This window comes from Candidatus Clostridium stratigraminis, from assembly GCF_045310675.1.
Taxonomy (GTDB): Bacteria; Bacillota; Clostridia; order Clostridiales; family Clostridiaceae; genus Clostridium_AT; species Clostridium_AT stratigraminis.
In genome coordinates this window covers 29448-41642 of the sequence record NZ_JBJHZZ010000011.1, presented here as the reverse complement: position 1 = coordinate 41642, position 12195 = coordinate 29448, and the positions used below count along the sequence as shown (strand labels likewise).

The window sequence follows — 12195 nt, the reverse complement described above, 5'->3', positions numbered from 1 at the left end:
TTAATTCTTCCTAAGTGGAATTCCAGTAGGACCTGTAATTGCCTTTAGGATTACATATGAGATAAAAACAATTAACCATTTTCTATAAATTAATTATTTTATATGAGAAATATCACCTTCTACTATAATTTTGGCTATCCCATTTTCTATTTCTACTATTGTCAAACTAGTATCATATATAAAGGGAGGATCCCAAAGCTTATCCATTGTTAGGTTCTTAAAATAAGCATGAATCGTTTTTAATACAACTCCGTGAGTTACAATCATAACGTTTCCCTCTGGATTCTCACTTATAATTCTTTGCAAAACTTTTATGACTCTATCTTTAACATCATAAAAACTCTCTCCTGAAATCGGTACATATTCTTGTGGGTTTTCCCAGAAATGGTTTTGAAATTCAGGATAAATATTTTTAATTTCTTCTTGATTTAACCCTTGAAGCTCTCCTAAATTAATTTCCTTTAAGTTTTCATCATAAACAACTTCTATATTTCGACCTTTAAAAATTAGTTCTGTAGTTTCCTTGGTCCTGTCTAGGGGACTACAGTACACCTTTTTAAACTCTATATTTTTAAGGGACCGCCCTAAAGCTGTGGCATTCATCCTCCCTCTTTTAGTTAAGTTAGAATTTTTCCATCCCTGCATACGTCCTTCAATATTCCATTCTGTTTCCCCATGTCTAGTTATATATAATCTTAACATAGTTTGATTCCTTTCAGTTTTTTCATATTTTATTATTATAAAAATCAGCTAACTCTTTGTACTGTCCTAGAGCATCTTTCCCAGCATCATTAATTTCATAAATTCCTTTTTTCACTTTATTAAACCAGCCATAATGATTTTCTGATAGTATAGAGTTAGTTTTTTTATTATCTGTACCTAAATTTTTTAGCTCCTTAGGTGATAAGGCTCCATATTTATTTAGTAAACATGCTATAAAAATGGTACTTTCCCTATAGGCAGTTACAAGTTTTCTTCTTGTACTTCCTCCAACATTCAAATCACAGTACCTTCCATTTATCTCTTTAATAATATTTTCTCTCTTTTTCCTATTTATTGCCTTGCTTTTCTCCCTATTAAAATAAACAGGCTCTATGGGTATTTCAACGAAGGACTCCTTACCTTTAAAGGAAACTAATATGAGTCCAAGCTGTAGTCTTCTTAATAAATGACATATATCCTTCCATTTAGAATTTCCTATCATTCTTTTTGGTTTCGGAACCGCTATATATACTAAATCTGCAGTCTTTTGTCTTTTAACTGCCTGGACAAGCAGGTCTACACTTAAATTTCGTTTTAGTTCAACTATTATAAGCTCACTATCCTTTAGGGCGGTAATATCACAATATTTTACTTCACTTCGGACAGTATATCCATTATTAGTTAAAAATCTTGATACAGGGCCGCATAAATCCTCTTCCAGAATCTTTTGTTTTTCATCCATAGTATCACTCCCAGATAAATTCTACCTTAAGCTTTGAAAAACAATCATTTCATAAGAATCCTTTAACTAAAGCTTTACCATAAAATTATATCACAAAAATCCTATGAAATTTCTTTTAATGTATAAATTATAGGAAACTGTTTAAAACATATAATGATATTATAAATAAGGAGATGGATTTTTATGGGCAACAAAAGAAAACTTGCAGCTGCTTCATTTATAGCAGGTGCGGCAACTGCTCTATATGCTTCAAAACAAATGAAAAAAAACACTTCGCCGCTTTCAGCCACTGAAAACCATAAGGCAAAAACACAAAACAATAGCCCTACAACAGCTGAATCAAATAATTTTTTTATCAAAGCACCAAATATAGGTGCAGCTAATACCGCTGCCGCAGAATCGAAGACTCAGTCTTATAATAATTTATACTTTGAAAACATCCCAAATTCAGAGTCTATATTCAATACTTTTACAGAAAAAAGTGAGAATAATAGTGTTCTGTTAAATACTGCACTAAAAATTGATTCAAGGTAAACTTCAAAGTAAGAGTCCCTTTAGCATAGTTATGCAAAGGGTCTTTTGTTTTATCTAAAATTTTTATTTAATAATTTTTAATAATTAAATTAAAGTTATTATAAATTGTATGATTAAGTAGAAACTGTTATAATGTCAAAGGGATATGGAATTTAGACCAATATACTCCAGTATATGAATAGTCACAAAGGCTTAAAATATTTATATCTAACAAGAGAGTGTTATAAATGACAATCCCGCAGTTTAAACGAAGTAAAGCAAGGAAGGTGACATTATGAAAGAATTTCAAGCTCTTATCAAGGAGACTTTAGAGATACAGGATTTAGAAGAATTAGAGTCTGCAGCAGATCTATTCCAATTTGGTATTGAAAAAGGTCATTATAGCAAAAGACAGGCAGATGAGTTTAATAATGCATATTGGAGAGTAAAAAACAAAGTTCTTTCAAATGAGATATTTGACGAAACAAAAGCTAATTTACTAGACATTATGAGTATAGTTTCAAGCGCTCCAGCAGATATTAAAGACGACAAAAGAGAACTTGTTAATTATGTAAACGGAAGGTTAAAGGCACTTAAAGGAAAGGTAAAAGGAATAAAATCTTTTGATTAAACTTGATGTTATTTAAATCCTATTTATTTTAAGAAAATAAGCTGAATACATTAAGTAAAAGCAAAGGTGCTGTCACAAAAAAAGATTATTTTGTGACAGCACCTAAATTTATTGAAGAATCTTCAATTATTAATCAAGAATTCTTAACTTTATTAATAATTTCCTCCACAGTTAGCTTGAATTGTTCTCCCTTTACCATATCTTTAAGTGTAAGAACTCCGCTTTTAGTTTCATCTTCACCTATTATAATCACATACGGAATTCCTAGCTTATTAGCATAGCTAAGTTTTTTTGCAAACTTCCCGCCTTCGAAATATACCTCTGAGATAATATCGACCCTTTTAAGTTCATTTGAAACCCCAATGGAATAACTCATATCTTCATCCATAGGTACAACAAGAATCTTAGTTAAGGTTGAGGAGGTGCTTTCTTTAAAAAAGCCTGCCTCTTTAAGCTGGAAGAATAATCTGCTTAAGCCTATGGAAATACCAACTCCAGGAAGCTTCTGAGTTGTATAATATTCAGCTAAATTATCATATCTTCCTCCAGAACATACTGATCCTATACTTGGATAATCATTTAAAATTGTTTCATAAACAGTTCCGGTATAATAATCTAGACCTCTAGCAATTTTTAAATCAATAGTAAAATTTTTATCTGGAACTCCAAACTGCCTTATATAATAAACTAACTGTGAAAGCTCCTCTAATCCTAATACAAACTCTTGATTTCCTATGTTTAAGGCTTTTAATCCTTCTAGAATCTCATCATTGTTTCCAATAATATTTATAAACTCTTCTATTTTAGTATTTGCCTCATCACTTAAACCAATTTCTTTAAGTTCACTTTTAACAGCTTCCATACCTATCTTATCCAGCTTATCCACTATTCTTAGAGTTTCCATTTTATTATTTATCCCAAGGGAATCAAAAAAGCCATTTAATACTTTTCTATTATTAACATGAATTGTAAAAGAATCAAAGCCTAAATCAGTAAAGGTAGAATAAATTATGCTTGGAATTTCTGCATCATTTATTATATTTAATTTACCATTTCCAATAATATCTATATCACATTGATAAAATTCTCTAAATCTACCCTTTTGATTTCTTTCTCCTCTATAAACCTTTCCTATTTGGTATCTTCTAAAGGGAAAGCTTAATTCACTCAGATGCTGAGATACAAATCTTGCTAGTGGTACTGTCAAATCAAATCTTAAAGATAAATCAGTATCACCTTTAGTAAATCTATAAATTTGTTTTTCAGTATCTCCGCCTCCCTTAGCTAAAAGCACCTCAGACTTCTCTATCACGGGAGTATCCACCGGAATAAATCCATATTTCTCATAATTTTTTCTTATGGTATCCATCATTTTATTAAATGCAATTTGATCTGCCGGAAGCCACTCTAAAAAGCCTGGTAATGTGGATGGTTTAACAATTTGTCTGTCCATACTATTCATCTCCTAACTTGTAGAACATCAGCTTTGGTTTCAAAACTGATGGTCTTCTATTATTTATCTAGTAAACATCTCATATAATTTAACACTTTATCATAATAAAATAAAGAGTATTGCTATGATTATTCTTTATATTACAATATTATAGACTAACTTATCACTTATTTTCACTATTTTTATAAAATTTTATTAAATTCTTCTTTTAAAAGTATAAGAGATTGCCTTTCTTTCAATAATATTAAATAATTTTCCTTCATTAAAGTATGTCATAAAAAAATCCAGGCAAAAGTTTGTCTGGATTATTCTTCAAATATAATAAATATTAAGACAAGAATATTTTCTTAGGAAACCTTAAAGCCCCATCTGATTACTTTGTTTTTCCCTGTAGACTTAGCTATAATATTAGATTTTTCAGCCTTACTTAAAACTTCATTTATAGTACTTCCATCTTCAGGAAAGCAAGAAACTCCTATAGATACAGTTATTGGATATGTCCAATTAACTGTTTCCTCCTCTACTGTTCTTCTAACTCTTTCAGCTAATTTTTCTTCGTCCTCGCAATCTACATCCTCAAGAATAACTAGAAACTCATCTCCTGTAAGCCATCTGAAAATCCTGTCATTTTTCCTAAGAGACCCTGCAATAACTGCTGATAAGGATTTTATCATTTCATTTCCTGCAGAATAACTGATTTGATTATACCTTTTAAGATTGTCACCATCAATAAACAATATACTGAATTTCCTCTTAGATTTTCCGTATTCTGCAAATAAGTTTTTTAAGTATAATTTAGCCGCCCTTTGATTTGGCAATTCTGAAATATCATCAGTTAAGGCTAAACTATAGGCATCATTTAATAAAGAAAGAGTTTCCTTAATTCTATTACTAAAGTTACCTACAATATTCCCCACTATTTTTCTTTCAGAATATTTAATGTTAGGTTCTCCTATCTCTTTAAAAAATTTAATAAACATCATTTGATAAAATTCATCAATTGAATTTATATTATTGGAGTATTTTAAAACTAATATATGTACATCAGCCTCATGGAAATTTAAGTCTCTCATAGTATTACTGTATTGTTCCCTTATAATTTGAGCCAGCTCCTCAGCTTCGTTTTCTGTGAAGTTTGGCAGAATTACCGTAAACTCATCCCCATGAGTTCTAAATTTAAGAGCCCCTTCAAAACCAATTATCATATTTCGCAGGATTTTAGAAAAATTAATTAGAAATAAATCTCCGATATCTCTCCCATACTGAGTGTTAACCTTTTCAAAACTCACCATATCAAATATTATAACTGAGCCATTACCCGAAAACATTATATTTGCATCAGTTTCAATGAATTTAAAAAAATTAGAAAGCCCAGTTAGAGGGTCTTCATATATATTTTTCCCCATTGTCCCAATCAAAATAATTCCCCCATCATTGTCAATTTATATAAATTTCAACTACAAGCAGCATACATAAATAAACATCTAATAATAATATTACCATAATATAGAATATTTTTCCACATTATTCAGTTAATTTATAATTTTTTATATTTTAATCTAAAAGTGATTAAAGTGCCATAAATTAATGAAATATACCATTAAAATACTTCTTATTATTACGATAATAAAAACATAGTAATAAATTTATGAAAGGATAGGGTTTATATGTCGAAAGAAGTGAAGCCCGCAGAAAGATCTTCAGCCGTCCCCCAGAAGACAAAAAATAGAAATGGCGGCAGTAAAAAAAGAAAAAAACAAGCTGTAAAGCCAGAAACTTCACAACTTAAGGATATAGACTATATTGAAGAGCTTAAAACTCAGCTAACCTATGGAGATACAGGTCACGGTGTTATTTTAGATAAAAAGGTTTAAATTAAAGAGGATATCTAAGATATCCTCTTTAATTTATTAATCACAATATGCCATAGCTTCGATTTCTACTAGAGCATCCTTTGGTAATCTTGCTACCTGAACTGCACTTCTAGAAGGAGCATTTTCCTTAAAGTACTCTTTATATACATCATTCATTTTAACAAAATTATTCATATCACTTAAAAAAACAGTAGTTTTAACAACATTGCATAGGCTTAGACCTTCTGCTTCAATTACTGCTTTCACATTCTCAAGTGACTGCCTAGTCTGCTCTTCTATTGAATCTGGCATTACTCCGGTTACTGGATTTAATGGAAGCTGGCCAGATGTAAAAATTAAACTTCCTGCTTTAATCCCTTGTGAATATGGCCCTATTGCTGCTGGAGCCTTTTCTGTACTAATAATCTTTTTATTCATATAAAAACACCCTTCCTTAGTTTAATTCACTTAGTAATTATAACTCTATTATCTATAGTAGTATAGTCCTAATATTCTAATTAGTTTCATTTTATAGAAAATATTGCGCTTTCATTAACCAGAATATATTTTTAATTTTATTTATCTTTTTCTATATGATCAGTAAAGTATTATTAAATTCTAATACCAAATTATTTAGATATTGTATTCATTTCCCTAAAAAAAGAACAAAATGTTTTTTTGAGCATTTGTGAATTTTATATTGCATTTTTAACAAAAAACGCTATAATAAATGTCATAGTTTTGGGTATATTTATTTAATTGTATTGCAATATTTTTAAAAATCCGAAGAATGAAACTAGTGTTAATATCGAAAAACATAAAAATATAGATTTTTTTGTTGCAATAATCAAACATAGCGTATATAATAAAAATCGAGCTAGATGCTCAAGATATTATTATAATTAATCGAAGGGGGAAGAATTATATGTCTTCTAATGTAAACGCTACCAAAAAGTTGTCATTAGTATCATTAGTACTAATGATATTTACATCAGTTTACGGTTTTAACAATATCCCTAGATCTTTCTATAAAATGGGATATGCTGCAATTCCATGGTATATTCTATCAGGAATAACTTTCTTCGTACCATTTGCATTAATGATGGCTGAGTTCGGTGCAGCTTTCAGAAAAGAAAAAGGTGGAATTTACTCTTGGATGGAAAAATCCGTTGGACCAAAGTTCGCCTTCATAGGAACATTCATGTGGTTTGCTTCCTATGTAATATGGATGGTTAACGTATCATCTGGTATCTGGGTTCCAATATCAAATGCTATATTTGGTATGGATACAACTCAGAACTGGGCATTCCTTGGAATTCAAGGTTTAACTGGACCTAAAACATTAGGTATTATGGGTATCATTTGGTTTATTATCGTTACTTTCGTATCAACAAAGGGTGTTGATAAAATAAAGAAAGTAACTTCTGTTGGTGGTACAGCAGTTGTTTTAATTAACATTGTTGTTTTACTTGGTGCAATAGTTGTATTTATAGCAGGCGGCGGACATCTTGCTCAGCCAATCGAAGGATTAAAATCTTTCACTACTACTCCAAACCCTAAATATGCTGGAAGCATAATCACATCATTAGCTTTTGTAGTTTATGCATTATTTGCTTATGGCGGTATTGAAGCAGTTGGTGGTCTTGTTGACCAAACAGAAAATCCAGAAAAGACCTTCCCTAAGGGAGTTATGTTTGCTGCAGCAGTTATAGCTGTTGGATACTCCTTACTAATATTAATGGTTGGTGTATTTACAAACTGGTCAGCTGTAATGTCAGTTAAAGGTGTTACACTTGGTAATGCAAGTTATATAGTAATGTCTAACTTAGGATATTCTCTAGGTCATGTATTTGGCGCAAGCGAAGCTACATCTATAGCATTATCTCATGGTGTTGCTAGATATATAGGACTTTCAATGTTCTTAGCACTTTCAGGAGCATTCTTTACATTAACTTATTCTCCACTTAAGCAATTAATTGATGGTACTCCAGATGAATTATGGCCTGGAAAAGTAGGTCATACTAGAAAAGAAGACGGAATGCCTGTAAATGCTATGTGGGTTCAATGTATAATCGTTGTAGCAATGATTTTACTAGTTTCCTTCGGTGGAAACTCAATGTCTAAGTTCTGGGATATATTAGTTAATATGACTAACGTAGCTATGACTATTCCTTACATGTTCTTATCAATTGCATTTATTTACTTCAAAAAGAATAAAGATATCGAAAAACCATTCGAAGTATATAAGAGCTTTAACTCAGCTTTAATATGGGGAGTAATAGTTACATTAACAGTTGGTTTTGCTAACTTCTTCTCAATAATACAACCTGCTATTCAAGACCACGATATGGCAACAACAATCTGGCAAATAGCTGGACCAATATTCTTTGGACTTGTTGCAATATTAATGCATGGCAGTTACACTAGAAAATTTGGTTCCAAGAAAAATGATAAAGTAGCTTAATATATAATATTAAAAGAAGCAGGAAACTCCTGCTTCTTTTTTATATAATTAAATTTACTTTTTTGATGTCTTTATATTATCTTTGTTTCTTATTCTAAAGGCAGACCAATCATTATCAATTGATACAAGGGTTACCCCTTGAAAATTGTATTCTTCAGTAACTATCTGGGTAGTATCCCTATTTAGATCTGATTTGTATTTTTTTGAAGTTCCCTTAGGATAACAAATCCATAGATATCCATCCCCATCTAAGGCCTCTATACAATCCCCTATATGTTCTTTAGCCTCCACTATATTTTTTGAAAACAACTGAATAAATTTATATTTACCCTTAATCTCTGTATGAACCTCCGATTCTATATCCTTAATTATACTCATGTACTCATCCGGAGCATTTAATATTAAAATTGGGCTTTGTGTTGTTAGCTTTAGTTTCTTTAGAATTTCATCCATTTGCCAACATCTCCTTTTAGCTTATAATTTATATATAATATTATAGTCTATGTATAATTAAAGAACAATTTAATCCAATGTAGAAGCTTTATGAAAATCCAATAAATAAAAAAGTACCTTGTAAGTAAACAGATTATTTTCTGTTTCAATCTTACAAGGTACTTTTATTTTTATAAAAATCCTGTTTTTGCTATTCTATTTTGAATTTCTTAACCATCTCATCTAGTTTTTCAGAAAGTACGTTTAATTGCTCTGCTGATACTACGACTTCATGGAGTCCTGCAGATTGTTCTTCAGAGGAAGCACTTACCTCCTCAGCTGTGGCCGCTGTTTCTTCTGCAACTGCAGCTACTTCTGTAATAGATTGGAATACCTTATCTGTATTACCGCTAATTCCTTCAAGTGTATTATCAACTATCTTAATATTTTGTTCAAGCTCCTGTACTGCTTTTTCAATTTTATTAAAGCTTGAACTTGTAACTATAACTTTTTCTTCTGATTTATCATTTAATGTAATAGATTGTTCTATTCTTTCAAGTACTATTGCAACACTATTCTTTATTTCAGTAATAACATTGTTAATTTCAAGTGCTGAATCAGCTGATTGATCTGCTAGTTTTCTTACCTCATCAGCAACAACTGCAAAGCCTCTGCCCGCTTCCCCTGCTCTAGCTGCCTCTATGCTAGCATTTAAGGATAAAAGACTTGTTTGTTCTGTTATAGATTTTATTGTATCAGTTATTGCACCAATTCTATTAGATTTATTTGCTAAATCTTCGATTTGAACTTGAAGCTCTTTATTTGCCTTTGAAGCTTCCTCGAAAGTTTCCTTTAGGTTTTCAACAATATGTGTTCCTTCTTTTGTAGCCTCTCTTACATTTGCGGATGCTGTCATCATATTGCTGCTGTTATCTCTGGCGTTAATTACCTTCTCACCAAGTTCACTAACTATAGTGGAGCTTTCATCAAGGCTTTCTGCCTGTTGGGAGGCTCCTCCTGCAATTTGCTGCACTGCTCTTGATACTTCCTCGCCTACTGAATTTGACTCCTCTGTTACAGCTACTAAAGCTTCCGAAGACTCTTTAATATTCTTAGATGTTGTTAAAATATTTTTAAGTATATTAACAATATCTTTCAATACAATGTCAACCGCTTCAGTTATTACTCCAACCTCATAATTTACATTTTTATGTTTTTCAATAGCTACAGTATAATCTCCTTCTTTTACTTTATTAAGTACATTAACTAATCTTGCTATAGAGCTTGTAATAGAATTAGATACTAATAAACCTACAATAAAAGCTATTAACAAAAAAATTGCTCCAATTCCTGCTGCTAGGTATCTTTGACTATAAACTTCAGAGGTTATCTCGCTCTTAGGTACAAGTCCTAATATTCTCCAGCCTGTTTGCTTATCTTGTATCTTATATGAAATGAACTTTTGTCCATTTATATTATATTCTCCATTAGAATCTTTGGAAGATATAATTTCATCTATCCATTTTTCATCTTTTGAGGTTTTCCCTAACATTTTGTCATCTTTATGTGCTATAATTGAGCCTGTTTTATCTATAACAGCAAGGTAACCATTTTGTCCTATTTTATAATTAGAAATGGAACTAGCTATAGTTTGAAGTTTAATATCAATAGCTACTACTCCAATTACCTCTCCCGTTTCAGTATCCTTAACAGCCTTTGCGAAGGTAATGTCATACACACCCTTTTGATTTGCATCTTCATAGGGATCAGTAATTATAACTTGTCCAATATTACTTATAGCTTCAGTATACCATGGCCTGGTTCTTGGATCAAAGTCTTCTCCCAATGGTTGCTGAGGCTTTATAAGCATTCTCTTATCTTTTAACCCATAATATACACTTTGTATATCCTTATGGGCAGAAAGATAGGAATCAAAAGTATTTGAAAGCCATTTCTGTGAATCTGCGCTTTTATATATATTTTGTACATTAGGATCCTGCGACAGCATATCTGTTAGTTCAATGTTTGACTTATTTTGTGATTTTATTACCTCATCAGTCCAATTAACATTATCAGTTAAAGTATCTTTAAATTGAGTATTTAAGGCTTTTTCAGAACTATAAGAATTTATAATTGAAATTAATGCAACTGGAAACAGTATTACTAACAGCATTACTGTTATCAGCTGTTTTTTTAAAGTTCTTTTTCTCATTTTTGTCCCCCTGATTACATTCTATTTTTGCTTATTATATTATATTTCGATAAAAATCTACATTTCTTAATAATATTTATAAAAATAATGAAAATAAATTTTAAATAAAATGTAAAGTGTTAATTTTAAGAACATAAAAAAACCTCTGAATAACTATCAGAGGTTCTTAAGTAAATATTCTTATGCTCCAAGTGTAGCAACCATTACAGCCTTAATAGTATGCATTCTGTTTTCTGCTTGGTCAAATACAACTGAATGCTTGCTTTCAAATACTTCATCAGTAACTTCCATTGCTGTTAATCCAAATTTTTCATTTATATCTTTACCAACCTTAGTTTTTAAGTCATGGAAGGCTGGAAGACAATGTTCAAATAAAACTTTTTCGTTACCTGTAAGCTTTAACATTTCCATGTTTACTTGGAAAGGCTTTAAAAGTTTTATTCTGCTTTCCCAAACCTCATCAGGTTCACCCATGGATACCCAAACGTCAGTATAAATAACATCTGCTCCCTTTACTCCTTCTGCTATATTATCTGTGCAGGTAATTTTTGCTCCCGTTTCTTTTGCTACTTCTAGGCACTTAGAAAGTAATTCTTCGCCTGGGAATAATTCCCTTGGAGATAACATTCTAAAATCCATACCCATTTTAGCAGCACCTATCATAAGTGCATTGGCAACATTATTTCTTCCATCACCTGAATAAACAAATACTACTTTATTAAGTGGCTTTTCAAGATGTTCTTGAATGGTTAAAAAATCTGCTAGAACTTGAGTTGGATGATCAGCATCGGTTAATCCATTCCAAACAGGTACTCCGGAATACTTTGCTAAATCTTCTACAGTAGATTGAGCAAAGCCTCTATATTCAATACCATCATACATTCTTCCAAGAACTCTTGCTGTATCAGGTATGGATTCCTTCTTTCCCATTTGGCTTCCTGTTGGCCCTAGGTAAGTTACATGTGCCCCTTGATCTAATGCTGCAACTTCAAATGCACATCTAGTTCTAGTAGAATCTTTTTCAAATAATAAAACTATATTCTTACCTTTTAATTTTGGCTGCTCAGTTCCTGCATATTTAGCTCTTTTTAAATCCCTTGCTAAATCTAGCATGTAGTTTATTTCCTTTGGTGAAAAGTCCATTAGTGTTAAAAAACTTCTGTTTCTTAAATTATACATATCTTTCTCTCCTT

At 31.1% G+C, this 12195-nt stretch carries 12 protein-coding genes; 4 read left to right on the top strand and 8 right to left on the bottom strand.

The features are described from left to right. Positions 1–93: 93 nt before the first annotated feature. Positions 94–702 carry a histidine phosphatase family protein gene (locus ACJDUG_RS13540; RefSeq protein ID WP_406770415.1) on the bottom strand — a complete coding sequence of 203 codons (609 nt, stop codon included), beginning with the start codon at positions 700–702 and terminating at the stop codon, positions 94–96. A gap of 22 nt (positions 703–724) precedes the next feature. Further along, positions 725–1444 (bottom strand): DUF2161 family putative PD-(D/E)XK-type phosphodiesterase, encoded by a 720-nt coding sequence (locus ACJDUG_RS13535; RefSeq protein WP_406770414.1) that lies wholly within the window; start codon positions 1442–1444, stop codon positions 725–727. 183 nt (positions 1445–1627) lie between these two features. Here ACJDUG_RS13535 and ACJDUG_RS13530 point away from each other — a divergent pair, with 183 nt between their 5' ends. Both ACJDUG_RS13530 and ACJDUG_RS13525 read left to right on the top strand, forming a co-directional pair. Next, entirely contained in the window at positions 1628–1978 is a 351-nt protein-coding gene (locus ACJDUG_RS13530; RefSeq protein ID WP_406770413.1) for a hypothetical protein, read from the top strand. 274 nt (positions 1979–2252) lie between these two features. Next, on the top strand, positions 2253–2588 hold the full coding sequence (locus ACJDUG_RS13525; protein WP_406770412.1) for a hypothetical protein: 336 nt from the start codon (positions 2253–2255) through the stop codon (positions 2586–2588). Positions 2589–2721: 133 nt separating this feature from the next. On the opposite strand, the gene hisS is transcribed toward ACJDUG_RS13525, so the two are convergent. Together hisS and ACJDUG_RS13515 are read right to left on the bottom strand one after the other, a co-directional pair. Next, the gene (hisS, locus tag ACJDUG_RS13520) at positions 2722–4041 is read right to left on the bottom strand and encodes a histidine--tRNA ligase (protein ID WP_406770411.1); all 1320 of its coding nucleotides are present in this window, start codon (positions 4039–4041) and stop codon (positions 2722–2724) included. Between the two features lie 347 nt (positions 4042–4388). Continuing rightward, complete coding sequence (locus tag ACJDUG_RS13515) at positions 4389–5459, bottom strand: diguanylate cyclase domain-containing protein (RefSeq protein WP_406770410.1); 1071 nt, start codon at positions 5457–5459, stop codon at positions 4389–4391. Between the two features lie 249 nt (positions 5460–5708). On the opposite strand from ACJDUG_RS13515, the gene ACJDUG_RS13510 reads away from it, so the two are divergent. Further along, positions 5709–5915, top strand: coding sequence for a hypothetical protein (locus ACJDUG_RS13510; protein WP_406770409.1), 207 nt, complete (start codon positions 5709–5711; stop codon positions 5913–5915). A 36-nt stretch (positions 5916–5951) separates the two neighbouring features. Here ACJDUG_RS13510 and ACJDUG_RS13505 read toward each other — a convergent pair whose 3' ends face one another. Then, positions 5952–6332, bottom strand: a complete 381-nt coding sequence (locus ACJDUG_RS13505) for a RidA family protein (protein ID WP_406770408.1) — start codon at positions 6330–6332, stop codon at positions 5952–5954. Between the two features lie 487 nt (positions 6333–6819). Between ACJDUG_RS13505 and yjeM the strand changes: the two genes are divergently transcribed. Next, complete coding sequence (gene yjeM, locus ACJDUG_RS13500) at positions 6820–8358, top strand: glutamate/gamma-aminobutyrate family transporter YjeM (RefSeq protein WP_406770407.1); 1539 nt, start codon at positions 6820–6822, stop codon at positions 8356–8358. A gap of 54 nt (positions 8359–8412) precedes the next feature. Here yjeM and ACJDUG_RS13495 read toward each other — a convergent pair whose 3' ends face one another. The 3 genes from ACJDUG_RS13495 to argF all read right to left on the bottom strand — a co-directional run bounded on the left by ACJDUG_RS13495 (position 8413) and on the right by argF (position 12181). After that, a complete protein-coding gene (locus ACJDUG_RS13495) occupies positions 8413–8811 on the bottom strand; it encodes a hypothetical protein (RefSeq protein WP_406770406.1) in 399 nt (132 codons plus the stop codon). A 190-nt stretch (positions 8812–9001) separates the two neighbouring features. After that, complete coding sequence (locus tag ACJDUG_RS13490) at positions 9002–11002, bottom strand: methyl-accepting chemotaxis protein (protein WP_406770405.1); 2001 nt, start codon at positions 11000–11002, stop codon at positions 9002–9004. Positions 11003–11182: 180 nt separating this feature from the next. Beyond that, positions 11183–12181, bottom strand: coding sequence for an ornithine carbamoyltransferase (argF, locus tag ACJDUG_RS13485; RefSeq protein WP_406770404.1), 999 nt, complete (start codon positions 12179–12181; stop codon positions 11183–11185). Positions 12182–12195: the final 14 nt, after the last annotated feature.